The 24,898-nt window shown below is 62.5% G+C and carries 24 protein-coding genes and 1 tRNA gene; 14 read left to right on the plus strand and 11 right to left on the minus strand.

Going from position 1 to position 24,898, the window contains the following annotated elements:
* Nucleotides 1-7 precede the first annotated feature (7 nt).
* The 5 genes from ssuD to AC1D11_RS00805 all read right to left on the minus strand — a co-directional run bounded on the left by ssuD (nucleotide 8) and on the right by AC1D11_RS00805 (nucleotide 5,223).
* The gene (gene ssuD / locus AC1D11_RS00785) at nucleotides 8-1,171 is read right to left on the minus strand and encodes an FMNH2-dependent alkanesulfonate monooxygenase (protein ID WP_477647794.1); all 1,164 of its coding nucleotides are present in this window, start codon (nucleotides 1,169-1,171) and stop codon (nucleotides 8-10) included.
* A 72-nt stretch (nucleotides 1,172-1,243) separates the two neighbouring features.
* A complete protein-coding gene (locus AC1D11_RS00790; RefSeq protein WP_477647793.1) occupies nucleotides 1,244-2,224 on the minus strand; it encodes a sulfonate ABC transporter substrate-binding protein in 981 nt (326 codons plus the stop codon).
* A gap of 17 nt (nucleotides 2,225-2,241) precedes the next feature.
* Nucleotides 2,242-3,288 (minus strand): sulfonate ABC transporter substrate-binding protein, encoded by a 1,047-nt coding sequence (locus AC1D11_RS00795; RefSeq protein WP_477647792.1) that lies wholly within the window; start codon nucleotides 3,286-3,288, stop codon nucleotides 2,242-2,244.
* 150 nt (nucleotides 3,289-3,438) lie between these two features.
* Complete coding sequence (ssuE, locus tag AC1D11_RS00800) at nucleotides 3,439-4,038, minus strand: NADPH-dependent FMN reductase (protein WP_477647791.1); 600 nt, start codon at nucleotides 4,036-4,038, stop codon at nucleotides 3,439-3,441.
* A gap of 144 nt (nucleotides 4,039-4,182) precedes the next feature.
* On the minus strand, nucleotides 4,183-5,223 hold the full coding sequence (locus AC1D11_RS00805; protein WP_477647790.1) for a sulfate ABC transporter substrate-binding protein: 1,041 nt from the start codon (nucleotides 5,221-5,223) through the stop codon (nucleotides 4,183-4,185).
* Between the two features lie 144 nt (nucleotides 5,224-5,367).
* Here AC1D11_RS00805 and AC1D11_RS00810 point away from each other — a divergent pair, with 144 nt between their 5' ends.
* Both AC1D11_RS00810 and mnmC read left to right on the plus strand, forming a co-directional pair.
* The gene (locus AC1D11_RS00810; RefSeq protein WP_477647789.1) at nucleotides 5,368-5,649 is read left to right on the plus strand and encodes an oxidative damage protection protein; all 282 of its coding nucleotides are present in this window, start codon (nucleotides 5,368-5,370) and stop codon (nucleotides 5,647-5,649) included.
* 9 nt (nucleotides 5,650-5,658) lie between these two features.
* Nucleotides 5,659-7,572: a bifunctional tRNA (5-methylaminomethyl-2-thiouridine)(34)-methyltransferase MnmC2/FAD-dependent 5-carboxymethylaminomethyl-2-thiouridine(34) oxidoreductase MnmC1 gene (mnmC, locus tag AC1D11_RS00815; protein ID WP_477647788.1), complete on the plus strand. Its 1,914-nt coding sequence runs from the start codon at nucleotides 5,659-5,661 to the stop codon at nucleotides 7,570-7,572.
* Between the two features lie 88 nt (nucleotides 7,573-7,660).
* Here mnmC and AC1D11_RS00820 read toward each other — a convergent pair whose 3' ends face one another.
* On the minus strand, nucleotides 7,661-8,521 hold the full coding sequence (locus AC1D11_RS00820; RefSeq protein ID WP_477647787.1) for a response regulator: 861 nt from the start codon (nucleotides 8,519-8,521) through the stop codon (nucleotides 7,661-7,663).
* Nucleotides 8,522-8,587: 66 nt separating this feature from the next.
* On the minus strand, nucleotides 8,588-9,799 hold the full coding sequence (locus AC1D11_RS00825) for an ABC transporter substrate-binding protein (protein ID WP_477647810.1): 1,212 nt from the start codon (nucleotides 9,797-9,799) through the stop codon (nucleotides 8,588-8,590).
* A 267-nt stretch (nucleotides 9,800-10,066) separates the two neighbouring features.
* On the opposite strand from AC1D11_RS00825, the gene AC1D11_RS00830 reads away from it, so the two are divergent.
* The 9 genes from AC1D11_RS00830 (at nucleotide 10,067) to AC1D11_RS00870 (ending at nucleotide 19,374) form a co-directional block, all read left to right on the plus strand.
* The gene (locus AC1D11_RS00830) at nucleotides 10,067-10,858 is read left to right on the plus strand and encodes a sulfite exporter TauE/SafE family protein (RefSeq protein WP_477647785.1); all 792 of its coding nucleotides are present in this window, start codon (nucleotides 10,067-10,069) and stop codon (nucleotides 10,856-10,858) included.
* 44 nt (nucleotides 10,859-10,902) lie between these two features.
* Nucleotides 10,903-12,714 carry a nitrite/sulfite reductase gene (locus tag AC1D11_RS00835; protein WP_477647784.1) on the plus strand — a complete coding sequence of 604 codons (1,812 nt, stop codon included), beginning with the start codon at nucleotides 10,903-10,905 and terminating at the stop codon, nucleotides 12,712-12,714.
* 20 nt (nucleotides 12,715-12,734) lie between these two features.
* Entirely contained in the window at nucleotides 12,735-13,130 is a 396-nt protein-coding gene (locus AC1D11_RS00840; RefSeq protein WP_477650899.1) for a DUF934 domain-containing protein, read from the plus strand.
* A 5-nt stretch (nucleotides 13,131-13,135) separates the two neighbouring features.
* On the plus strand, nucleotides 13,136-13,756 hold the full coding sequence (locus AC1D11_RS00845; protein ID WP_477647782.1) for a phosphoadenosine phosphosulfate reductase domain-containing protein: 621 nt from the start codon (nucleotides 13,136-13,138) through the stop codon (nucleotides 13,754-13,756).
* Nucleotides 13,757-13,763: 7 nt separating this feature from the next.
* A complete protein-coding gene (cysD, locus tag AC1D11_RS00850; protein WP_477647781.1) occupies nucleotides 13,764-14,720 on the plus strand; it encodes a sulfate adenylyltransferase subunit CysD in 957 nt (318 codons plus the stop codon).
* A 114-nt stretch (nucleotides 14,721-14,834) separates the two neighbouring features.
* Nucleotides 14,835-16,160: a sulfate adenylyltransferase subunit 1 gene (locus AC1D11_RS00855; RefSeq protein ID WP_477647780.1), complete on the plus strand. Its 1,326-nt coding sequence runs from the start codon at nucleotides 14,835-14,837 to the stop codon at nucleotides 16,158-16,160.
* Nucleotides 16,161-16,252: 92 nt separating this feature from the next.
* Entirely contained in the window at nucleotides 16,253-16,582 is a 330-nt protein-coding gene (gene fdxA, locus AC1D11_RS00860) for a ferredoxin FdxA (RefSeq protein WP_457278594.1), read from the plus strand.
* 99 nt (nucleotides 16,583-16,681) lie between these two features.
* On the plus strand, nucleotides 16,682-17,785 hold the full coding sequence (locus AC1D11_RS00865) for an NAD(P)/FAD-dependent oxidoreductase (RefSeq protein ID WP_477647779.1): 1,104 nt from the start codon (nucleotides 16,682-16,684) through the stop codon (nucleotides 17,783-17,785).
* A 287-nt stretch (nucleotides 17,786-18,072) separates the two neighbouring features.
* A complete protein-coding gene (locus tag AC1D11_RS00870) occupies nucleotides 18,073-19,374 on the plus strand; it encodes a purine-cytosine permease family protein (protein ID WP_477647778.1) in 1,302 nt (433 codons plus the stop codon).
* On the opposite strand, the gene thiD is transcribed toward AC1D11_RS00870, so the two are convergent.
* The 3 genes from thiD to AC1D11_RS00885 form a co-directional block, all read right to left on the minus strand.
* Nucleotides 19,355-20,197 carry a bifunctional hydroxymethylpyrimidine kinase/phosphomethylpyrimidine kinase gene (gene thiD, locus AC1D11_RS00875; protein ID WP_477647777.1) on the minus strand — a complete coding sequence of 281 codons (843 nt, stop codon included), beginning with the start codon at nucleotides 20,195-20,197 and terminating at the stop codon, nucleotides 19,355-19,357. The two genes, AC1D11_RS00870 and thiD, sit on opposite strands and share 20 nt — an antisense overlap.
* A 60-nt stretch (nucleotides 20,198-20,257) precedes the next feature.
* Nucleotides 20,258-20,716 (minus strand): DUF4124 domain-containing protein, encoded by a 459-nt coding sequence (locus AC1D11_RS00880; protein ID WP_477647776.1) that lies wholly within the window; start codon nucleotides 20,714-20,716, stop codon nucleotides 20,258-20,260.
* A 223-nt stretch (nucleotides 20,717-20,939) separates the two neighbouring features.
* Nucleotides 20,940-21,015 (minus strand) — tRNA-Asn (locus AC1D11_RS00885).
* Between the two features lie 299 nt (nucleotides 21,016-21,314).
* Here AC1D11_RS00885 and aat point away from each other — a divergent pair.
* The 3 genes from aat to AC1D11_RS00900 all read left to right on the plus strand — a co-directional run bounded on the left by aat (nucleotide 21,315) and on the right by AC1D11_RS00900 (nucleotide 23,715).
* On the plus strand, nucleotides 21,315-22,091 hold the full coding sequence (gene aat / locus AC1D11_RS00890; protein ID WP_477647775.1) for a leucyl/phenylalanyl-tRNA--protein transferase: 777 nt from the start codon (nucleotides 21,315-21,317) through the stop codon (nucleotides 22,089-22,091).
* Nucleotides 22,088-22,867, plus strand: a complete 780-nt coding sequence (locus AC1D11_RS00895; protein ID WP_457278600.1) for an arginyltransferase — start codon at nucleotides 22,088-22,090, stop codon at nucleotides 22,865-22,867. Before aat ends, AC1D11_RS00895 begins: the two co-directional genes overlap by 4 nt.
* 68 nt (nucleotides 22,868-22,935) lie before the next feature.
* Entirely contained in the window at nucleotides 22,936-23,715 is a 780-nt protein-coding gene (locus AC1D11_RS00900; RefSeq protein WP_457278601.1) for an IclR family transcriptional regulator, read from the plus strand.
* 75 nt (nucleotides 23,716-23,790) lie between these two features.
* Here AC1D11_RS00900 and pbpG read toward each other — a convergent pair whose 3' ends face one another.
* A complete protein-coding gene (gene pbpG, locus AC1D11_RS00905; protein ID WP_477647774.1) occupies nucleotides 23,791-24,855 on the minus strand; it encodes a D-alanyl-D-alanine endopeptidase in 1,065 nt (354 codons plus the stop codon).
* Nucleotides 24,856-24,898 lie beyond the last annotated feature (43 nt).

The following is a 24,898-nucleotide window of genomic DNA, read 5'->3' on the forward strand; positions in this document are numbered from 1 at the left end:
TCCGGATTCAGCTTTGCGACACGCGCGGCAAATAGTCGTTGGCCACGACCTCGCCAAACGGCCCGTTGAGCACCTGGCCAGGAAGCTTGGCGCGCAGCTTGCGCGGCAGCAGCGGGAACACCAGCTCGGCAAATCGGTAAGCTTCCTCGAGGTGCGGGTAGCCTGACAGCACAAAGGTGTCGAGACCCAGCGCAGCGTATTCCTCGATGCGGGCCGCAACGGTTTTCGGATCGCCCACCAAGGCAGTGCCAGCACCGCCACGCACCAGGCCGACGCCAGCCCAGAGGTTGGGACTGATCTCGAGCTCGGCCCGCGTGCGCTTGCCTCCACCGGCATGCAACGCGGCCATGCGGCGCTGGCCTTCCGAATCCATGCGCGAAAACGCGGCCTGTGCGCGGCCCACGGTGTCGTCGTCGAGTTTGCTGATCAGGCTTTCTGCGGCGCGCCAGGCCTCGTCGTCGGTCTCGCGCACGATGACGTGCAGGCGGATGCCGAACTTGACGGTGCGGCCGTGTTTGGCCGCCCTCGCCTTCACGTCGGCGACTTTTTTGGAGACCTCGGCGGGTGGCTCGCCCCAAGTCAGATAGGTGTCAACCTGTTCCGCGGCCAGGTCATGCGCCGCGGCAGACGAGCCGCCGAAGTACACCGGTGGATACGGCTTTTGTACCGAGGGGTAGAGCAGTTTTGCGCCCTTCACGCTGAGGTGCTGGCCCTGGTAGTCATAGCTTTCACCCGCATGGCTGCGCGTGATGATCTCGCGCCAGATGCGGATGAACTCGGCCGACTGTTCGTAGCGCTGGGCATGGTCGAGGTAAACGCCGTCCCCTTCGAGCTCGGCCTGGTCGCCGCCGGTGACGAGGTTGATCAGGAGGCGGCCGCCCGAGAGCCGGTCAAACGTGGCGGCCATGCGCGCAGCCAGGCTGGGCTGGTGCAGGCCCGGCCGCACGGCCACCAGGAACTTGAGGTTTTTGGTGACGGGCAGCAGGCTGGACGCCACCACCCAGGGGTCTTCGCAGGAGCGGCCGGTGGGAATCAGCACACCGTCATAGCCCTGCGTATCGGCCGCCACGGCGACCTGTTTGAGGTAGTCGTGGCTGACCTCGCGGGCACCCTCGCTGGTGCCCAGGTAACGGCTGTCGCCGTGGGTGGGAATGAACCAGAAAACCTGCATGAAAAACTCCTTGAATACGGTGGGGTGACGGCTCTGCGCTTATTTGCGCGCTACCTGGGTTGCTTCAGGCCGTCATACGATGTCGGCGACTTTCACCGGCCGCGGGATCAGCCCCAGGCGCAAGAACGCATCAGCCACACGCTGCTGGTCCGCCACCGCAGTCGCGTTGAGCGGGCCCACGGGCGAGACCGGCCGGCGCTGGATAAACAGGCTCACCACACCCGCGTCCAGCCCACTGAAGTCGGACACCAGCTTGATGGCCTGTTTGCGGTCGCTTTGCACCAGCGCGTCGGCGCGGCTCAGTTCTTCAAAGAGCGCGGCCAGTGTTTGCCCGTGCTGCGTGACAAAGGGGCGTGAAGCCAGGTAGAAAGAGTTGTTGCTCGACAGGTCGCGGCCGGTGGCCAGCACACGCGGCTTGATGGCCAGCTCAATCGCGGCGTAAAACGGGTCCCAGATGGCCCAGGCGTCAACGCTCTTGCGCTCGAACGCGGCGCGCGCATCGGCGGGCGCCAGGTAGATCGGCTGGATGTCGTCCCATTTCAGGCCGGCCTTGTCGACCGCCCGCACCAGCAGGTAGTGGGCGCTGGAGCCTTTTTGCAGCGCGATTTTTTTGCCCTTGAGTTCGGCCAGGCTGCGTATGGGCGAATCACCCAGCACCAGGATGGCCGAGCTGTCGGGCTTGGGCGGCTCAACGCCAACGTAGACCAGGTCTTTGCCGGCGGCCTGCGCAAACACGGGCGGTGAATCGCCGGTCAGGCCGAACTCCAGGCTGCCGACTGAAAGCGCTTCGAGCAATTGCGGCCCGGCCGGGAATTCGGCCCAGGTGATTTTGGTGCTGGGAAAGCGCTTTTCGAGCACGCTTTTCTGTTTCAGGATGACGAGGTTGACGGCGGACTTCTGGTAGCCGATGCGCAGCTGCTCGGGGGCCTTCTCGTTTTTGGCGGCAGCGGACTGGGCGCTGGCGCCCTTCAGGCCCAGGCCCCACAGGGAAGCCGTGGTGGCGGCGATCTGCAGGAAGCGGCGTCGCAGTTGAAGCGGTGTGAAGGTGTTCATGATGTTTCCTTCAAAGCTCAGGGAGCCGGCTTGTAGGCGGCGTCGCTAACCACGATGGCCTTTGGAATCAGCTTCAACTCAAAGAAGGTGTCGGCCAGTTTTTGCTGCTCGGCGATCACGCTGGCCGGCACAGGCTTGACGTTGAACTCATACCGCTTGAGGCTGAGCTCAACCACGTCGACCGGCAGGCTTTGCAGCGGCGCGATCAGCTCGGCGGCCTTCTTGAGGTTGGCCTTGAGCCAGACGCCCCGCTCCACCGAGTCGTCAAACAGGGCCTGGATGACCTTGGGGTTCTTGGCGACGAAGTTGCGCTCGGCCAGGTAGTACTGGTAGTTGTTGACGACGCCCTTGCCATCGGCCAGAACCCGTGCGCCTATGGCCTTTTCGGCAGCGGCCGTGAACGGGTCCCAGATCACCCAGGCGTCGACGCTTTTGCTTTCAAAGGCGGCGCGCGCATCGGCGGGCGCCAGGTAAACGGGCTGGATGTCGCTGAGTTTGAGGTGGTTTTTCTCGAGCAACTTGACCAGCAGGTAATGGACGTTGCTGCCCTTGTTGAGCGCGACTTTTTTACCTTTGAGTTCGGCCACGGACTTGATGGCGGAGTCTTTGGGCACGACGATGGCTTCGGCCTCAGGCGCGGCCGGGTCGTAGCCGATGTAGGCAAACTTTGCGCCGGCAGCCTGCGCAAAAATCGGCGGCGCTTCGCCCACGTAGCCCACGTCGACGGAGCCGAGGTTCAGGCCTTCCAGCAGTTGCGGGCCGGCCGGAAACTCCACCCATTTGACGGTGGCGTTGAGCGGCTGCAGGCGCTTTTCCAGGGTGCCCTGGGCTTTTTGCAGCACAAAGAGGCTGGCGGCTTTCTGGTAGCCGATGCGCAGCTCGACCTTGTCCTGTGCATGTGCCACGGGCAGCGTCAGCAAGGTGACTACCCCTGCGATCGCGGCGACCAGCGCCAGGCTCAGGAGAAAGTCCAGCCAGGTGCGGAACCGCGAATTGGGGGCTTTGGCAGCGCCGGATGGGATCCCGGGAGAAATGCTGGGTTCATAGTCAGAGGCGATAGTCATGGTCAATGTTCTTTCAAGGGTTGTCGGGGTGCCGGGCCCTCACGGGCAAAGCCTCTCCCCGGCCGCCGCAAGGCGGTTTCAAATCTGCGTTTGTGAGTGAGTTGGCGGAGCAGCTACAGCCAGCAAGGCCTGCCGCCCCGGCGCGCGGTGTTAAACGCTACATCGCACCCGCGAAAAGTGCACCGGCTCAAAGCCCGTAGTGGCCGGCATCCGGAAGCTTTCCGCCAGCAGTGTCAGCACTGCATCATCCAGGCGCACGGTGATCTCGGGGCCAACTTCATAGCGCTTGTCGGCCGACTGCGGCACCTGCGAATCGGTGGCATATACGCCGGGCAGGATGTGGCGGGCCGCCAGCGCCTGCAGTACCGGGCGCAAGGCATAGTCCAGCGCCAGCATGTGGTGGGGGCTACCGCCGGTGGCCAACGGCAGCACGGTTTTTTCCTTCAGCGCCGTTTGTGGCAGCAAATCCAGCAGCACCTTGAGCAGGCCGCTGTAAGCAGCCTTGTACACGGGCGTGGCCACCACAATGGCACGCGCACGGGCAATCTGGTCAATGGCTTTCACGATCGCCGGATGACCCCACTCAGCCAGCAGCAAAGCCTGGGCCGGCAGCTCGCGAATGTTGAGCCGGTCGACCACCAGGCCGCCCCGAAGGGCCAGCCTGTCACTGACGGAATCGAGCAGCGCCGCCGAGCGGGATTGCTCAGAAGGACTGCCGGCAATGAGCAGCACGGATTGTTGTACGGACATTATTTAAAGTTCTTCCTGATTTGCCTTAAGTGCCAAGCGGCGTGTGCCAGTTATCTCATTCCAGTGCCGGCGCGGAACCGGCTCAGCCGGGCCGCAGCGGGCGCCCCCTGGGGGAGGTGGCCGCAGGCCACTTCGGGGGAGAACCTACTTCCTCGTGTAAATCTGATCGAACGACCCGCCGTCAGCGAAATGCTCTTTGTCCGCCTTGGCCCAGCCACCGAAGGCCTGGTCGATGGTGAACAGGTTCAGCTTGGGAAACTGCTTGGCGTACTTGGCAATGGCTTTCTGCGAAACAGCCGGGCGGTAGAAGTTCTTGCCGGCAATGTCCTGGCCTTCTTCAGAGTAGAGGTACTTCAGGTATTCCTCGGCCACAGCACGGGTGCCCTTCTTGTCGACGTTCTTGTCGACCACGGCGACGGCGGGCTCAGCCAGGATGCTCAGCGAAGGCGCGACCACGTCGAACTTGGCGCCGAATTCTTTTTCGAGCAAATACGCTTCGTTTTCCCAGGCGATCAGCACGTCACCCTGGGCACGCTGGGCAAAGGTGATGGTGGAGCCGCGGGCGCCGGTGTCCAGCACCGAGACATTGCCGTACAGCTTGGCAACGAACTCCTTGGCCTTGGCGTCGCTGCCGTATTTGCGCTTGGCGAATTCCCAGGCGGCCAGGTAGTTCCAGCGGGCGCCGCCCGAGGTTTTGGGGTTGGGCGTGATCACGGTGATACCGGGCTTGATCAGGTCATCCCAGTCCTTGATGCCTTTGGGGTTGCCCTGGCGCACGGCCAGCACGATGGTGGAGGTGTAGGGCGACGAGTTGTGCGGCAGCTTCTTTTGCCAGTCGGCCGAGAGCCAGCCGCCGTTTTTGACCAGCGCGTCGGTGTCGCCGGCCAGTGCCAGCGTGGCCACGTCGGCGTCCAAGCCGTCAATGATGGAGCGGGCCTGCTTGCCGGAGCCGCCGTGCGACTGCTTGATGGTGACGTCCTGGCCGGTCTTGGCTTTCCAGTATTTGCTGAAGGCCGCGTTGTATTCGACATAAAGCTCGCGGGTTGGGTCATACGAGACGTTGAGCAGCGTGACGGGCGCTTGCTGTGCCTGGGCGGTCAGCAGTGACCCTGCCAGCGTCAAACCCAAACCGGCCGCCACGGCAGTGCGGGCGGAAACATTGATAAAGTTGCGGCGTGAAGTCATGGTTGCTCTCTTTTCCAAAAAATTGCGTGTAAATGCGAACAAAATGGATTCTGGAAGCAGACCTTAGAAACTGGAACGAATAAAAAATCAGTTCTTTATTCCACAAACATCCTTAGACACTTAGCCCTACGAAAGAACTACCCCATGGCACGCCTCGTCAAATGCATCAAACTCGGTAAAGAAGCCGAAGGCCTGGACTTTCCGCCCTACCCCGGCCCGCTGGGCAAGCGCCTCTGGGAAGAAGTCAGCAAGGAGGCCTGGGCGGAGTGGATGAAGCAGCAAACCATGCTGGTCAATGAGAACCGCCTGAACCTGGCCGATGCCCGCGCCCGCCAGTACCTGGCGCGCCAGATGGAAAAGCACTTTTTCGGCGACGGCGCCGATGCCGTCCAGGGCTACGTCCCCCCGACCACGCCTAGCCCCTGATCCGCCGGCATGCCCGAGCGCATCGAGTGGCTGGACGACGGCACCGCCGGCGGCAGCCCCTACAGCCCGCGCTTTGGCGACCGCTACCGCAGCGAGCTGGGCGGGCTGGACCAGGCTAAAGAAGTCTTCCTCAAGGGCTGCAGCCTGCCCGGAGCCTGGGCCGACCAGCCGCAATGGACTGTTCTTGAAACCGGCTTTGGCCTGGGCTTGAATTTCCTCGTGACCTGGGCCGCCTGGAAGGCCGACCCACAGCGCCCTGGCCTGCTGCATTTCGTCTCGACGGAAGCCTTTCCGGCGAGCGCCGAAGACGTGCTGCGCAGCGCCAAAACCCATCCTGAGCTGCTGCCTTTCGCCGAACAGCTGCAGGCACAGCTATGGGGGCTGCTGCCGGGCTTTCACCGCCTGGTGTTTGAGGGCGGCCGGGTCTTGCTGACGCTGTGCATTGGCGACGCCAAGGCCATGCTGCGCGAGCAGTCGTTTGAGGCCGATTCGGTCTACCTGGACGGCTTCAGCCCGCAGCGCAACCCGGACATCTGGGACTTGCACACGTTCAAGGCGGTAGCCCGCTGCTGCCGGCGCGGCACGCGCGTGGCCACCTGGACGATTGCGCGCAGCGTGCGTGACGCTCTGGCGCAATGCGGATTTGTGGTCAACAAGGTACCGGGCATACCGCCCAAGCGCGACAACCTGCAGGGTGAATTCAACCCGGCGTGGGAGCCGAAAAAAACACATCCCTCACCCGCACGCCGGCTACCCGGGCGCTGCGTGGTGATTGGCGCCGGACTGGCCGGTGCGGCCGTGGCGGCCAGCCTGGCACGCCGTGGCTGGGAGGTCGTGGTGCTGGATGCGGCCGAAGAACCCGCCGCCGGGGCCTCCGGCCTGCCCGCCGGCTTGCTGGCGCCGCATGTCTCGCCCGATGACAACCCGCTCTCGCGCCTGTCGCGCCATGGCATTCGCGCCACGCTGCAGCAAGCTGAGGCCTTGCTGCAGGCCGGCGACTGGGGCCGCACCGGCGTGCTGGAGCACGCGGTGGAGCACCCGCGCAAACGGCCCGAGGCGTGGCAAACAGACTGGGTCGACGCCGCTAGCGACTGGACAGGGCCAGCCGACGCCGACCAGCTCAGGCAATGCGGCCTGCCGCCGGATACGCCCGCACTGTGGCATGCGCGGGCGGGCTGGATCCGGCCGGCCGCCCTGGTCGACGCCTGGCTGACGGGGCCGGGTGTGCTGTCGCACGGCCGATCAATTGTGAGCAGCCTGAACCAGGCCTCGGGCCAGTGGCAGGTTGTGGATGCACAGGGCCGGGAGTTGGCCCGCGCCGAACTCGTGGTGCTGGCGGCCGGTTATGCCAGTCTGGAACTGGCAGCTGGCGCTGCAACGAACACGGCTGGTGACCTGGCACTGCAGGCCATCCGGGGCCAGGTAAGCTGGGGCCTGCACGGGCCCGGCACCGCCGATGCGCTGCCGCCTTTTCCCGTGAACGGCCATGGCAGCCTGGTCCCTGCCGTGCCACTGTCCGGCAAGGCTGGCGCCCTGGCCTGGGTCATGGGCTCCAGCTTTGAACGCGACAACACCCAGGCCGAAACACGGCGCGAGGACGACCAGCACAATTTCAGCCAGCTGCAAACCCTGCTGCCGCAAACCGCCCGGGCACTGGCTGCACAGTTTGAACCGGGAAGGGTTCAGTCCTGGGCCGGCGTGCGCTGCGCCACGCCCAACCGCTTGCCAGCGCTGGGCCCACTGGAAGGAAGCCAGGGCCTGTGGGTGTGCAGCGGCATGGGCTCGCGCGGGCTGACGTTTGCCACGCTTTGCGGGGAATTGCTGGCGGCGAAGCTGCACGCCGAACCCTTGCCGATTGAGCAGCGATTAGCGGAGGCGCTGTTGCCGCAACATGCAGCGCCCGCGCCGATCGTCAACACCTGAGATTCTTAAGCCAAACAAGGCTGAAACCAAGAGGGAACGGGCGCAAGCAGCTATCAAATAAATAGCAGCCAAGGCGTAACGAGCGCCTTCACTCCACGCTGCGCAGCAGGCGTTTGAGCTTTCCGGGGTGCAGCGGTTTGCGCAGGCTGCCGCGCGCGCCGCCAAACCAGCCGCGCACGGTGTCCAGCGGAGAGAGACGGTTACCCGTCAGGATCAGGTAGGCGATGGCAGGGCGAGATGCTTCCACCCGCTTGACCATTTCCCAGGGCTCGATGTCGGGGAGCTCCATGTCGAGAATCACCAGCTTGTAAAGATGCGTGTCAATCAGCTTGAGCGCTTCGGTGCCGGTGGTCGCCTCGTCTATCTTCACGAAACCGGCCATGGCCAGCCTGGCACGCAGGTAAAGACGCGCGTCGCGATCAGCATCCACCACCAGTACCTGAGGGCGCTCTGGCAATGGCTCCGGGGCTTCCAGCGGCGCGGGCGCGGTAGGCGCCTGCGAGTCAAAGTCGAGATCGAGGTCCAGCGAGGAGGATTCGGGCTGAAGGTCGAGGTCCAAAGCCTTCCCCGGCACCGTGCCCGGGCGCAGAGCCTGCGCCGCCTGCCGCTGCTCGGCGGCCAGCAGTTCATCCATGCCGTCAATCACGGCGGTCCACTGCAGCGGGCGCGGAACCACCAGGCGCGCCCTGGCCGGCGGATTGTCACCGATCCAGATCAGCGTGAAGTCGTCATTTGCGGGATTGGCCAGCTCCAGCGCAGCTTCCCAGCTGTCGCCGTCAATCAGCGCCATCAAGGCCTCTTCGGGCGCGTCGGGCGTCCAGGGTGTGTAGGCGATAGGTCGTGTTTCGGAAATGCGAAACACCGTGTTCAGGGCATGACGCTCAACGTCATCAAACCCGAACACTCTTACAAAAACCCGCTTGACAGCCTCACCACCCGTATTCGTCATTGCGCCCGATTATGGGGGGATCGCCGGGGAGGCTTCAAGGAATTCAGCGCCTGCGTTGTCAAAACGTCACTTCATGGCTGCGGCAGGCCGGCGGGCCTTGACATACGCATCGCCTGGCAAATAGGCCTTGCCGTCGGCATAGCGCCATTGCACCATGGTGCCCTTGTGGCCGCGCAGGTCCAGCCTGCCCACGTAGGCGCCCATGGTGGACTGGTGGTCAATGGCTCGGAATTCGGCGGGGCCGAAAGGTGTGGAGAACTTCAGTCCGCGCAGCGCCACCACCAGCTTTTCGTTGTCGGTGGAATTGGCCCTGCGGATGGCGGCAAAAATCGCCTGCATGGTGGCGTAGCCCACCGCCGAACCGACCTTGGGGTATTCATTGAAGCGGCGGTAATAGTTGGCGGCGAAGCTGGCGTGTTCGCGCGAGTCGATCTGGTCCCACGGGTAGCCGGTGACGATCCAGCCTTTCGGCGTGTCGTCTTTCAGCGCCTCCAGGTATTCGGGTTCCCCCGAAAGCATCGACACGACCGGTATGCGGGGGAAAATGCCGCGCTGGTTGCCTTCACGAACCAGCCTGGTCAGGTCGGCCCCGAAAGTCGCATTGAAGATCGCCTCGGGTTTTGCCTGCATGGCCGCCTGCAACGTCGGCCCGGCTTCCATCTTCCCCAGCGCCGGCCACTGGTAACTCACAAACTCGACGTCCGGACGCCTGGCTTTCAGCAGTTCCTTGAACACAGTGACTGCGCTCTGACCGTATTCGTAATTGGGGGCAATCGTGGCCCAGCGTTTGGCCGGCAGCTTTGCCGCCTCTTCGACCAGCATGGCTGCCTGCATATACGTACTGGGGCGCAGGCGGAAGGTGTAGCGGTTGCCCTGTTCCCAAACGATGGCGTCGGCCAGCGATTCGCTGGCGATGAACACCCGCCGGTTCGCCTGGGCATGGCCGGCCAGCGCCAGCCCGACGCTGGAGTAGAACCCTCCCGCCAGCACATCCACCCTTTCTTTTGAGGTCAGCTCGACGGCCTGGCGCAGGGCTTCTTCGGGTTTGCCGGCGTCATCGCGCGAAATGACTTCGATCTTGCGGCCCAGCAAGCCGCCGGCCACGTTGATTTCCTCGACCGCAAGCTGCCAGCCTTGACGGTAAGGCTGGGCGAACTGGGGAATGGTGGAATAACTGTTGATTTCGCCGATCTTGATGGGAGGTTTCGGGCTGCCTTGGGCGAGCGTCACCGCCGTGGCGCAAGCCAAAAACACGCCGCCCATCAGGGCAGACTTCATCAATTTCACGGGTTTTCTCCAAAAAATGGGCAGTTCGGTTCATGCGGCAAGCCCAAAACCGGGCGGCTCATCCGAAAGAGCAGGGACTGTACCAGCGCTTTGTGACGGGTCGGCTGGTGAACGGTCAGCCTCAACGCAAGCCTTATGCCGATGGCACGAAAAAAACGCCCGAAACCCGCATATTTATTGGCGAATAAGCTTATCTGCATAACGGCAGAACAAATGTGTAGTTTGTTTTTATAAGTGGCGCACTTACATTTTCCCGCTATGCATGAATTTGCCTTTGTATTTGCCGGTTTTGTCGTCGGCCTGGTTGTGGGCCTGACAGGGGTGGGCGGCGGCTCGCTGATGACGCCGCTGCTGATCTTCTTTTTCGGCGTCAAACCGCACCTGGCCATCGGTACCGACTTGCTGTTTGCCGCCTTTACCAAGATGGGGGGCACCGTCAGCCTGGCCCGCGCCCGTGTGGTCGACTGGAAAATCGTCGGGCAAACTGCAGCCGGCAGCATTCCGGCTGCCTTGGCGACCTTGTATATGTTGCAGCGCATGGGCCCCGCCAACCCGGCTACGCAAGCCATCATGACCACCACCCTCGGCCTGGCGCTGCTGCTGACGGCCGGCGCCACGGCCTACAAGGTGCTGCGCGGCAAGGCCGCCCCGACCACCATCGCGCCCGAACTCATTGGCCAGGCCACGCGTGCGCGCCACTGGTCGCTGCCGCTGCTGTTTGGTGCGGTCATCGGCACACTGGTCACTTTGACGTCAGTCGGCGCGGGCGCCATCGGCGTGATCGTGCTGATGCTGCTCTACCCCACCCTGCCGCTGCCGCGCATCGTGGCGGCCGACATTGCCCACGCCGTGCCGCTGACGCTGGTGGCCGGCCTGGGCCATGCCTCCATCGGTTCGGTAGACTGGCCTTTGCTCATCAAGCTGCTGGCAGGCTCCCTGCCCGGCATCTGGCTCGGTTCGCACCTGGTGCATAAAACGCCAGACCGCGTGATCCGTTCGCTGTTGTCCGTGCTGCTGGCCTATGCCGGCGTGAAACTGATTTCGATCTGACCCTCTCCTTATAAAAATCCCACGACGTTTGAATCCCGACAGCCATGTACCAATACACAGAATTTGACCGCGAGTTTGTCAAGGCCCGCGCCAACCAGTACCGTGACCAGCTGACCCGCTGGCAGGCAGGCCAGTTACCCGAAGACGAATTTCGCCCGCTGCGCCTGCAAAACGGCTGGTATGTACAGCGCTACGCGCCCATGCTGCGTGTGGCGGTGCCTTATGGCGAGCTGTCGAGCGCTCAGATGCGCGTGCTGGCCAAAATCGCCCGCGAGTACGACCAGCCCAACGCAGCGCTGTTCCATGAAGCGCAGGCCAAACAAGACAAGCTCGGCCCCGTCAACCTGAAAAACGGCCTTTCGGTCAGCTCCAAGCTGACCACCGGCTACGCCCACTTCACGACGCGCCAGAACATTCAGTACAACTGGATCCCGCTCGACAAATCCGCCGAAGTGATGGACCTGCTGGCCAGCGTCAGCATGCACGGCATCCAGACCAGCGGCAATTGCATCCGCAACATCACCAGCGACGAGCGCGCCGGCATTGCCGTTGACGAGATCGCCGACCCGCGCCCCTTCGGCGAAATCCTGCGCCAGTGGAGCACGCTGCACCCCGAGTTCGCCTTCCTGCCGCGCAAGTTCAAGATCGCCATCAGCGGCGCCCGCGAAGACCGTGCCGCCACGGCCTGGCACGATGTCGGCCTGCATTTGATCCGCAACGCCGAAGGCGAGCTGGGCTTCAAGGTGCTGGTGGGCGGCGGCATGGGCCGCACGCCGGTGATCGGCACCGTGATCCGCGAGTTCCTGCCCTGGAACCAGATCATGAATTACCTGGAAGCGGTAGTGCGTGTGTACAACCGTTACGGCCGCCGCGACAACATCTACAAGGCCCGCATCAAGATTTTGGTGAAAGCCGAAGGCCAGCGCTACATCGATGACGTCGAGGCCGAATACAAGCAGATCCTGGAACACGATGGCGCCCCGCACACCATCACACAGGAAGAACTCGACCGCGTGACAGCCTGCTTTGTGCCGCCTGCGCTCAATTGCGACCGCAAGAGCGCCGATACAAAAATTGCCAACATCTTGCGTGCCGCCGCCGAAGACGACGTGGAATTCGGCCGCTGGCTGCAGCGCAACGTGGCGCCGCACCAAAACCCCGACCTGCGCGCCGTGACGCTGTCGTTCAAGCGCCTGGGCCAGGCGCCCGGCGATGCGACGGCCGACCAGCTCGACATCGCGGCTGACCTGGCCGACCAGTTCAGCGCCGGTGAGGTGCGTGTGACGCACGACCAGAACCTGCTGCTGCCCTGGGTGCGTTGCGACGAGTTACCCGAGCTCTGGCGTGCCGCCCGCAAGGCCGGTTTTGCCAAGCCCAATATCCACCTGCTGACCGACATGATCGCCTGCCCCGGCGGTGATTTCTGCTCGCTGGCCAATGCGCGCTCCATCCCGATTGCCGAAGCCATCACCGAGCGCTACCAGGACATGGACGAGTTGCACGACCTGGGCGAGATCGACCTGCACATCAGCGGCTGCATCAACTCCTGCGGCCACCACCACAGCGGCCACATCGGCATCCTGGGCGTGGACAAGGACGGCCTTGAGTGGTACCAGGTGTCGCTGGGCGGCTCCGATGGTTCCGCACTGAGCGGTGCCTCGGTGCCCGGCAAGGTGGTGGGCCCTTCGTTTACCGGCGCCGAAGTGCCGGAAGTCATTGAAGCGGTGCTCGACACCTATCGCCAGCTGCGCGAAGACGGCGAAACGTTCATCGCCACCTTCCGCCGCGTCGGCATCGAACCCTACAAGGCCGCCGCCAAGAATGCGCGCTTTGCCCCCAACACCGTCGCGCACTGAACACTGGAAAGGAAATCAAGATGAAATTACTGCCTTTCAGCGAACAAAGCGGCGTGGAACAGCCCGGTACCCTGGTCCTTGCGAACGATGCCGATCCCTTCGAGGTCTCACTCGACGGCATCTCTCGGATTGACCTGCACTTCCCGAAGTTCACCGATGGCCGCGCCTATAGCCAAGCCTTTTTGCTGCGCCGCCGCCGCGAGTTCAGGGGTGAAATCCGCGCCACCGGCGACGTGCTGGTGGACCAGCTGGCCCAGATGGAGCGCAGCGGCTTTGACACCGCCGTGCTGCGTGCCGATCAGGACATGGCCGTTGCCCAACGTGTGTTGAGCAGCTACCCCGGTTACAAAGCGGGCAAATACCAGGGTGATGCGGTAGACGTGCAACCCCACTTCAAGGAGGCGGCTGCCGCCTGAACACCATGAGCCTCGACCTTGCAAAGATCAACGCAGAACTCGGCCACGACGCGCAGGGCCTGGTGGGCTGGGCCGTGGGACTGGGCCGACCTGCCATCGTCACCACCAATTTTCGCCCCTTCGAGGCAGTGATACTGCACATGGTGACGCGCGCCAATCCCCGCGTTCCCGTGGTCTGGATGGACAACGGCTACAACACCGAGGCCACCTACCGCTTCGCCGACGAAGTGACCAGGCTGCTCAAGCTGGACCTGCATATTTACCTGCCACGCCGCTCTCGTGCACACCGCGAGGCCGTGGAAGGTTCGACCCCGGCGCTGGACGATCCACGCCATGCGGCCTTCACCGAAGAAGTGAAACTCGAGCCATTTTCCCGTGCCCTGCGTGAAACCGCGCCCCAGGTCTGGTTCACGGCCTTGCGCGCCACCGACACCGCGGTACGCGCCCAGATGGATCCGGTCAGCGTCAACCCCGACGGCCTGATCAAGGTCGCGCCGCTCCTGCACTGGTCGTCCAAGGACCTATACCAGTACTGTGAGATCAACGGCCTGCCCAACAATTTTGACTATGTAGACCCCACCAAGGGTGAAGACAACCGCGAATGCGGCCTGCACCTTGCGCACTGACTGACCTATGAACGCCCGCACACCATCCCACCTGCTGCCAGCCGACCCGGCGATCTCCATCGCGCGGCTGTCCAACTCCCACCTCGATGCGCTGGAAGAGGAAACCATCTTCATCCTGCGCGAAGTAGCCGCCGCCTTTGAGCGTCCGGCCCTGCTGTTTTCAGGCGGCAAGGATTCGCTGGTGATGCTCAAGTGCGCAGAAAAGGCCTTCGGCGTGGGCCGCATTCCTTATCCGCTCCTGATGATCGACACCGGCCACAACTTCCACGAAGTGACCGACTTCCGCGACTTCCGCGCCAAAGAGCTGGGCGCCGAGCTGATCGTGCGCAATGTCGAAGACTCAATGAAACGCGGCACCGTGCGCCTGGCCCACCCAGGCGAATCGCGCAATGTGCACCAGTCGGTCACGCTGCTGGAGGCGATTGACGAATTCCGCTTTGACGCATTGATTGGCGGCGCGCGCCGCGATGAGGAAAAAGCCCGCGCCAAGGAGCGCATCTTTTCACACCGCGACAGCTTCGGCCAGTGGCAACCCAAGGCCCAGCGCCCTGAGCTCTGGACGCTGTTCAACACCCGGCTGCAGCCCGGCGAGCACTTTCGCGTGTTCCCGATCTCCAACTGGACCGAACTCGACGTGTGGCAATACATCGAGCGGGAGCAAATTGCGCTGCCATCGCTCTACTACGCGCACCAGCGCAAGGTAGTCGAACGCAAGGGCTTGCTGGTGCCGGTGACGGACCTCACCCCGGCGCGGGACGGCGAGCAGGTGGTTGAAAAGACCGTGCGTTTTCGCACCGTCGGCGACATCACCTGCACCTGCCCCGTCGACAGCCCCGCCGCCACGGCCGCCGAGATCGTGATCGAAACACTGGCCGCCGACGTGAGCGAGCGCGGCGCCACACGCATGGACGACAAGACCTCCGACGCTTCGATGGAAAAGCGCAAGAAAGACGGGTATTTTTAGTTCTCCCCCGGACAGGCTTCGCCTGCTCCCCCCAGGGGGCGGCGCCTGCGGACCGGCGTAGCCGGACCCGCGGCCCCCACTGATAAAGACCTTGCCACCATTTTTGAGACTGAGATGACTACAAGTACCCACACTACTGATTTGATAGCTGGTGGCGCACAGCCAGAAACGGTTGCAGGCCAAAATGACCTGAAACCTGCATTGAAATTCATCACCTGCGGTTCGGTCGACGACGGTAAAAGCACCCTGATCGGCCGCCTGCTGGTGGACAGCAAGGCCGTGCTGCAGGACCACCTGGCCGGCGTGCAACGCCAGGGTGAAACCGACCTGGCATTGCTGACGGACGGCCTCTCTGCCGAGCGCGAGCAGGGCATCACCATTGACGTGGCCTACCGCTATTTCGCGACTGAAAGCCGAAAATTCATCATCGGCGATGCGCCAGGGCATGAGCAATACACCCGCAACATGGTGACGGCCGCCTCCAGTGCCGACGCCGCCGTCGTGCTGGTGGATGCCACCAAGCTCGACTGGAAAAACCCTGCGCTGGAGCTGCTGCAGCAAACCCGCCGCCATTCGCTGCTGGTGAACCTGCTGCGTGTCCCGTCCATCGTGTTCGCCGTGAACAAGCTCGACGCGGTGGAAGACCCGACGCTGGCTTTCAGGAACATTGAGGCAGCGCTGGCGACATTCGCCCGGGCCGCGAAAATCCCGGTGAAAGCGACTGTGCCCGTGTCCGCCCTCAAAGGCTTTAACGTGGTGGACGCCCAGCCCGGCTGGTGCGGTTATGAAGGCTTGTCGCTGCTGCAGTTGCTGGAACACCTGCCTGTGACGCCGGCCGAGACCACCGAAGCCTTTGCCTTTCCGGTGCAATGGGTTGAAAAGTTTTCGTCTTCATCCGATACCTCGCAAGGACGGCGCGTCTTCTGGGGGCGCGTTGCCTCGGGCGGCGTACAGCCGGGCCAGAGCGTGACCATACTCCCCAGCGGCAAGACGGCCGTGGTGGCGCAGGTGCTGGACCATGCCCGCCAGCCCAAAGCCATCCTGGCCGGCCACAGTGCAGGCATCGTGCTGGACCGGGAAGTCGATGTGTCGCGCGGCGACTGGCTGCTGGCCACGGATACCTTTGAACCCTCACGGGAGATCTCGGCCACCGTGGCCTGGATGGACGATGAGCCGCTGGTCGCCGGGCGCATCTACTGGGCGCTGCACGGCCACCGCTGGGTCAAGGCCAAGGTCAAACGCATCGTTCACAAGCTCGATGTCAACACCCTGGCCGAGGAAGACGCCAGCGAGCTGCCGCCCAATGCCATCGGCCACATCGAGCTGAGCCTGCAGGAGCCGCTGGCCACCCTGCCCTATGCCCGTTCGCGCATGCTGGGCTCGCTGGTCCTGGTGGACACCGCCTCAAACAAGACTTCAGGTGCCGTGCTGATCCTTTGACCGGGATCCAAGCCTCGCTCCCTTCAACGACTTAACCCTGCTCACGGAATCCTCTTAAAATTGAGGGTTTCCACCGATTAGCCCCAAATAACATGACTCACATCGTCTCCGAATCGTGCATCCGCTGCAAATACACCGACTGTGTGGATGTCTGCCCCGTGGATTGCTTCCGGGAAGGCCCCAACATGCTGGTGATCGATCCGGACGAATGCATTGACTGCGCCGTCTGCATCCCTGAATGCCCGGTCAATGCCATCTACGCCGAGGAAGACGTACCGGCCGACCAGGTGGCGTTCATCCAGCTCAATGTGGAATTGAGCCGCGCTGCGGGCTGGAAAAGCATCACCAAGCGCAAGGATGCCCTGCCCGACGCCGAGGAATGGAAAGACAAGACGGGCAAACTGTCCGAATTGGTCCGCTAAGCCCCACCAAGCCGGTTCATCCGGCTTATCTGGCCTGAAGCCACCGGCACCTCGCCCTCCCCAAGGCCGCCACGCGCTTTGCAAAGCGCCCCAGAAACCATGGAACCCCAACTGAACCAAGAAGTGATCAATACCGCAGCGCAGCACGACGGCCCCATTGAAACCGATGCGGTGATTGTGGGCGCCGGGCCCGTAGGCCTGTTTCAGGTGTTTGAGCTGGGGCTGCTTGAGATCAAGGCCCATGTGATCGACTCGCTGGCCTATCCGGGCGGCCAGTGCATTGAGCTTTACCCCGACAAGCCGATTTACGACATCCCCGCCGTGCCTGTATGCACGGGCAAAGAGCTCACCGACAACCTGCTCAAGCAGATCGAGCCCTTTGGTGCGACCTTTCATTTCGGCCAGGAAGTCAGCGTGGTTGAAAAGCAGCAGGACGGCCGCTTCTTTGTCGAAACGTCAAAAGGCACGCGCTTCCTGACCAAAACCATTTTCATCGCGGCAGGTGTGGGCGCCTTCCAGCCCAAGCTGCTGCGCGTCGATGGCTTGGAGAAGTTCGACGACAGCCAGCTGTTTTACCGCGTGAAAAGCCCGGCCGACTTTGCCGGAAAAAACCTGGTGATTGTGGGCGGTGGTGATTCGGCGCTTGACTGGACGCTGAACTTTGTCGCCGAAGGTCCGAACAAGGCCGAGAACGTGATCCTGATTCACCGCCGCGATGGTTTCCAGGCAGCTCCTGCCAGCGTGGCCAAAATGCGCGAGCTCTGCGACGCTTACGAAATGCAGTTCATCGTGGGCCAGATCACCGGCTACGAAGAAAAAGACGGCAAGCTGACCGGCGCCAAGGTCACCGGCCCCGACGGCGTGACACGTGTCGTGCCGCTGGACGTGCTGCTGGTGTTCTTCGGCCTGTCACCCAAGCTCGGGCCGATCGCCAACTGGGGCCTGGACATCGAGCGCAAGCAGCTCAAGGTGGACACCGAGAAGTTTTCCACCAATGTACCGGGTATCTTTGCCGTGGGGGACATCAACACCTATCCCGGCAAGAAGAAGCTGATCCTCAGCGGCTTCCATGAGTGCGCGCTGGCAGCGTTTGGCGCAGCTCCCTTGATCTTCCCGGACAAGAAGATCCACCTGCAATACACCACGACCAGCCCGAAACTGCACAAGGTGCTGGGCGTTGAATCACCGGTGTTTGACGACTGAGCCGAACTGGCTCGCTTCCGCCTGAAAGCCCGCCATGTGCGGGCTTTTTGTTGCCTGTACGGGTTCCACAATGGGTCCGCACGGAATCACCCTACAATTTGGCGAGCGCCCGCAAGGGTGCTTTCGCTGGGGGTGTTGCTGCAATTCGTCGCGCGAATTGCGGTGGCTGAGAAAGTCCCTTTGAACCTGATTTGAGGTAATCCTCGCGCAGGGAAGCATGTTCCGAATGCCCGCTGTTCTTGCGAGCTTCAAGCAGGCCGACCTGGCAACGATGATCGGAACTGCTGATGACCACGACTTCTACTTCTGCCGCCGCCGGCAACACCGCGCTTGCGCCGTTGCCCTCAAGTGACCGCCTGTTCGGCTGGAGCGACCATGCCGCTCTGTGGCTCAGCCTCGGGGTGGGCCTGCTGGTCATGCAGATCGGCGCCTACCTGGTGCCGGCCGTTGGCACCCAGACAGCCTTGCTGGTGATCGTTTGCGGCTCGGTACTTGGCGCCGGCTTGCTGGCCTGGACGGCCAAGATCGGCTGCGACAGCGGGTTGTCCAGCGCCGGGCTGATGCATGCCACCTATGGCAGCAGCTTTGCGCGCCTCCCGGTGCTGCTCAACATCGTGCAGCTCATCGGCTGGACCACGTTTGAGCTCGTGGTGATGCGCGACGGCACCATGGCCATTGCGCTCCAGTCCGGCGGCTTTACCGGAGCCTTGTGGCCCCTTCTCGCTACCCTGCTGTGGGGTGCGGTGCTGCTGACGCTGCTCTCAGGCTCCATGGTGAAACTGGTGCGTAAATTCATAGGCCGCTATGGCCTGCCGCTTGTCATCGCCTCGCTGCTGTGGCTGAGCTGGCAATTCCTGGCCAAGGCCAATGCCCAAGGCCTGGCCGCGCTGTGGAATCGCCCCGGCGAAGGCGGCATGAGCACACTGTCCGCACTCGACCTGGTGATCGCGATGCCGGTTTCATGGTTGCCGCTGGTGGCGGATTTCTCACGCCACGGACGCGACGGCAACAGTGCCCTGCGCGGCACCTGGCTGGGCTATGCGATTGCCAACATCTGGTGCTATGCGCTGGGCGTGCTGGTCGCTATCACGGCGCCCAGCACCGACCTGGTCGCCGCATTGCTGCTGGCGCAAGGCGGCCTGATCGCGCTGGGGCTGATCCTGATCGATGAGGTCGACAACGCGTATGGCGATCTCTATTCGGGCTCGGTGGCCGGCCACAGTCTGAAACCGGCCTGGAGCGTGCGCCGCTGGGGCGTGGGGCTGGCACTGCTGTGCACCGCGCTGGCACTGGTGCTGCCCATGCACAGCCTGGAGCCTTTCTTGCTGATGCTCAGTTCAGTGTTTGTGCCCTTGTACGGCGTGATCCTGGCGCGGCTGGCCGGCACGGCCGGTATTGCTTCGCTGGTAACCCACCGCAAGGTGAATGCCAGCGCCGTGGCCATTTGGCTGCTGGGTATTGCCTGTTATCACCTGTGCGCCAAGTTCGCGCCGGATTGGGGAGCGGCTTTGCCAACACTGGTGCTGACCTTTGTGCTGGCGCGCCTCACCCGCGCCGGAAATCCAAGCCCTAGCGCAGAAGCAGCTTAAGCCGCATCGCGATGGGCGCGTGGCCGTGGTTCAGTGGCCCGCCACCGGTGCCTGTGCGCACTCGCGCTCCGGCCTCCAGCGCCGCGCGCACATAGGCGCGTGCGAGCCGCACGGCCTCCAGCAGAGGGTGCCCCAACGCCAGGTGCGCGGCAATCGCAGACGACAGCGTGCAACCGGTGCCGTGGGTATTGGGGCTGGGAATGCGAGGCCCGCGCATCCAGTGCAGTTCGCCACTTTGCGTGGCCAGTAAATCGCTGACCACCTCGCCGGGCAAATGCCCGCCCTTGAGCAGCACGGCGCGGGCGCCCTGCGTCAGCAGCTCCTGTGCGGCGGCCTGCATGGCCTGCTCATCGCCCAGCGGGCGGCCGACCAACAGCGAAGCTTCGTCGAGATTTGGGGTGACCACCATGGCACGCGGAAACAGCTCACGCACCAGTACCGCAATGGCCGTGTTGTCGATCAGCACCGCACCGCTGGTGGCGACCATGACAGGGTCCAGCACCACGTTCTGCAGCGCATGCCGGTCAATCGCCTCCGCCACAGTCCGCACGATGTCAGGGGCGTGCAGCATGCCTATCTTCACCGCATGCGCGCCTATGTCTTCGATTACGGCATCGATCTGGTCGCGCAGCATCTGCGGCGGCACGCCGTGGATGGCGCGAACGCCGCGCGTGTTCTGGGCCGTCAGCGCGGTGATGGCCGTCATGCCGTAGCAGCCTAGCGCGGCGAAGGTCTTGAGATCAGCCTGGATGCCGGCCCCGCCGCCGCTGTCGGAACCTGCAATGCTCAGCACACGGGGATATTCGTGGTCAGTTTCAGTCATGAGTGCAGTCATTCGTTTTCCGTAGCCCTCAGGTACGCCTGCAATTTAGCAGAGGTGTCACTAGCGGCAAAATGCCCTGACATCATTTTGGGCAACGTCACGATCATATTTGTCCGTGGGTAGCCCATTGCGGTGCCTTACAGCGCCGCTAAGGACGTCCCGAGCCAGCGCGCAGCGTGACGCATCGGTGCCATCTTCTTTTCCCCCCGAGAGCGATTTGGGCGGTTTTGGCGTGGGTGGGCTGTCAGCCTCCTTCTCCAGCACCAGGCGTGGTTTCGGTTGCCTGGTTTGTCCACGCAAGTATTCGGCTGAAGGTTGGGCTATGGGAGACGGTGCCGGCTGGGGCGGCAGCTTCACTTCATCTGCCCTGGCCGCGCCGGCATCATCCTTTCGCGAAGAATAATGCGTTTGCCCCTTCGCATCTACCCACTTATAGACTTGTGCATGGCTGGCTGACACAAATAGCAAAGGCACCAGGAAGGCGCCGGATATCCGCTGCTTGATGTCGAGACTTCGCATGTTTACGATCCGTAGGGTGTGCCATCAACGACCGGTTGACGTGCGTATCCGAATTTTTATGATGACGATGGTACTAGATGCCGTACCTGACGATCGAGCACTTGATGGCAGAGCACCAGCATGAGCGGACATGGGGAAATGATGCGAAACGTTGTGCCTCGTCATGTGTCGCGAGGCCAAGAAAGACAAAAGGCCCGCACTTGCGTGCAGGCCTTGAATTTATTGGCTCCTCAACCTGGGCTCGAACCAGGGACCTACGGATTAACAGTCCGGCGCTCTACCAACTGAGCTATTGAGGAATACAGCCTTAGATTATAGCGTTAATTTTCTGGCTTTTAAGCCCGCGGCATTCTGCCAATACCTTGTTTCTGCCGAATGACGAGCGGCCAGCTCTGCGCGGGCCAAAAGCACAAAGGCCTATTGGCCCCCAGTCCTTGTTTGATGTGCGCAAGCAGCTATCAAATCAATAGCACCTAGACGAATCACCGCGATGGACAATGCATTTTGGCCATGTCGCCGCAGTCTGCTCGGCTACCATTTACGCATGTCCTGCACGGCCCACTGTTTTAATGGCTTTATGACTGTCCATTTTTAAACCATGGGTAAACTCCCGCGCCCCGTGCCCTGGCTTGCCGCAGGCGAAAACTTTCCCTCGCTGGATACCGCGTGGGGGCCCCATGACCCGGCACCCGGCTTGCTGGCGGCCGGAGCAGCGCTGGATGAGCCGACCTTGATCCGTGCGTATTCACAGGGCATTTTCCCCTGGTACAGCCTCGGCCAGCCCGTGCTCTGGTGGAGCCCTGACCCTCGCATGGTGCTGCAGACTCGCCATTTCAAGCTGCACCGGTCGCTGCGCAAAACGATAGTTCGTTTTCAGGAACAGCCTCGCTGCGAAATCAGGTTCGACAGCGCCTTTGAGCACGTCATCGACGCCTGCGCCAGCAAGCCGCGTTCCGGCCAACCCGGTACCTGGATAGTCCCTGACATGGTGCAGGCCTACACCCATCTTCACAAGGCAGGCCACGCGCACAGCGTGGAGACCTGGATCGATGGCGAGCTGGCAGGCGGCTTGTATTGTGTGAATCTGGGCCGTATGGTGTTTGGCGAATCGATGTTTGCGCACCAGACCGATGCATCCAAAATCGCACTGACAGCGCTGGTGGCTTTTTGCCGTGAGCACCATATCGCCATGATTGATTGCCAGCAAAATACCCACCACCTGTCGTCCCTGGGCGCGGGAGAAATCAGCCGGGCGGAATTTGTTGCCCACCTCGGGAAAAGCGTGGATAAAACGGCGCCCGACTGGCGCTTTGAGCCCGTATACTGGAATCAGATACTGACGACGGGAACGAAGGGAACCCTGGACCTACCGTGACACATCTCAAAGACCTGCCACTGCAAACCTTGCAGTTCTACGCAACGGCGCCCTACCCGTGCAGCTATCTGCCGGGCAAGCAGGCCCGCTCGCAGGTTGCCACACCCAGCCACCTCATCCACAACGACGCTTATTCGGACCTTGTGACCAATGGCTTCCGGCGCAGCGGCATGTTCACCTACCGCCCCTACTGTGATGGGTGCCAGGCCTGCGTCCCGCTACGGGTGCCTGTTGGCAGCTTCAGCCCGAACAGCAGCCAGCGCCGCGCCTGGAAGCGGCACCAGACGCTGCAGGCCCGCATCCTCAAGCTCTGCTTCATGCCGGAGCACTACCAGCTCTACCTGCGTTACCAGAACGGCCGTCACGCAGGCGGCGGCATGGACCATGACAGCATTGACCAGTACACACAGTTTCTCCTGCAAAGCCGCGTGAATTCGCGCCTGGTTGAGTTTCGTGAAAGCCTGCCTGACGGCGAACCGGGCGCCCTGAAGATGGTGTCCATCCTGGATGTGCTGGAAGACGGCATTTCCGCGGTCTATACGTTTTATGAGCCGGATGGCCGCGCAAGCTACGGCAACTACAGCGTGCTGTGGCAGATCGAGCAGGCCCGGCGCCTCGATTTGCCCTATGTGTACCTGGGCTACTGGATCGCGGAAAGCCCAAAAATGAATTACAAGGCCGGATTCAGGCCCAACGAAGTGCTGATCGACGGGCAGTGGGTGCTTTCCGCAGAGCCTGCGGTAGAAAATACAGGCAGGTCATCCGACCAGGCATAGGCCAACCAGGCACCCCATCCAGCGCATCAGGATTTCACAGGGTAAAATTTGCAGCAGAAAGCCTGCAAATGAAAAAGCCCGACTCAGCCCTTCCCGCCACGCCGACCGTTCAGGTCATTGAAAGGATGTTCACGCTGCTCGAAATCCTGGCGAACCGCGAGGAAGCGCTTTCGCTCAAGGAAATCAGCGAGAAGTCGGGGCTCCACCCCTCTACCGCACATCGCATCCTGAACGATCTGGCCACGGGCCGTTTTGTGGATCGCCCCGCAGCGGGCAGCTACCGGCTGGGCATGCGACTGCTGGAGCTGGGCAACCTCGTCAAGGCCCGCCTGGACGTTCGCGACGCAGCGCTGCTGCCCATGCGCGAGTTGCACAAGCTCACGCAGCAACCGGTTAACCTGAGCATGCGCCAGGGCGATGAAATCGTATACGTGGAACGCGCCTACAGCGAGCGCTCCGGCATGCAGGTGGTGCGAGCCATCGGGGGCCGTGCGCCGCTGCATCTAACGTCTGTGGGCAAACTGTTCCTCGCGTTTGACGACCCGCAGCGCCTGCGGACCTACGCGACGCGCACCGGCCTGCCGGGGCAGACACGCAACAGCATCACGCAGCTGCCAATTCTGGAACGCGAGCTTTCCAAAGCGCGCCAATACGGCATCGCACGCGACAACGAAGAACTGGAGTTGGGAGTGCGCTGCATGGCCGCGGGCATTTACGATGACCAGAACCAGCTGGTAGCGGGCTTGTCGATCTCGGCCCCGGCCGACCGGCTGGACGAACACTGGCTACCCAAGTTGCAGGCGACTGCCAATGAGATTTCAGCCGCGCTGGGCTACAAACCCAAGTAAAAAAAGGCTGTGGCCCAATCAGGCCGGGCGCAAGCAGCTATCAATACAATAGCAGGCTGCGCAACTCAGGAATGATCAGCCGTTCACCTGCTTGATGGAGGTGCTGACATTCACCTTGGGTTCGGCTACCGGATTCGACTCCACCCAGCGGCGTACACGCTCGGCATCACCCAGGCGGCTCAGCTTGCCGGCGGAATCCAGAAACACCATGATCAGTTTGCGGCCCGCGATTTTGGTCTGCATGACCAGGCACTGGCCGGCTTCAGAGATATAGCCGGTTTTTTGCAGGCCGATATCCCAGTCGGGGTTTTTCACGAGGCGATTTGTATTGTTGTACTGCAGCGTGCGGGTGCCGACTGCCACTTGATAACCTGTGGACGTGGAAAGCTCTCGCAGCATCGGGTCGCCATGGGCTGCGTTGACCAGCGTCGCCAAGTCCTGGGCGCTGGACTGGTTGCGGCTGGAAAGGCCGGTGGGCTCCACATAGCTGGTGTCCGTCATGCCCAGCATTTTTGCCTTGGCATTCATCAGGCTGACAAACGTGCCCATGCCGCCGGGGTAGGTACGGCCCAGGGCGTGCGCAGCGCGGTTCTCGCTGGACATCAGGGCCAGGTGGAGCAACTCACCGCGCGTGAGCGTGGTGCCGACCTTCAAGCGCGAACTGCTGCCCTTTTCGGTGTCCACGTCGTCCTGCGTGATGGTGATGAGCTCATCCATGGGCAACTTGGCGCCACTGACGATGACGCCGGTCATCAATTTGGTGAGGGATGCGATTGGCAACACAGCATGATCGTTTTTGCTGAACAGCACTTCACGTGTGTCCTGGTCGATCACCAGCGCGACGCTGGACTTCAGTTCAAGGGGATCTTGCGAGCCGTGCAAACCGGCAATCTGACCGAAGGATGGTTTGGCCGGAATGGACACGCGAATGATGCTTCTGCGTTTTGTACTTGCAACAAAACGTACGCTCTTGCGCGTGGAAATAACTTTTTGGGAAGCCGGCGCCTTGGACGAGGCGTGCTGCTTTTTGACAATGGTTTTTTTGGCAGTTGCCGCATTCGCGGCCGGCACTGCAAAGGCGGCGATCAGGGCCATGAATCCAACGATTTTTAATGCGCGATTGAAAATCTGATGAGACATGGTGGTCTTGCCTGCGTGGGATTGCAATGAATGGGATGGCTGG

The organism is Polaromonas sp. P1_E11, from assembly GCF_056405995.1.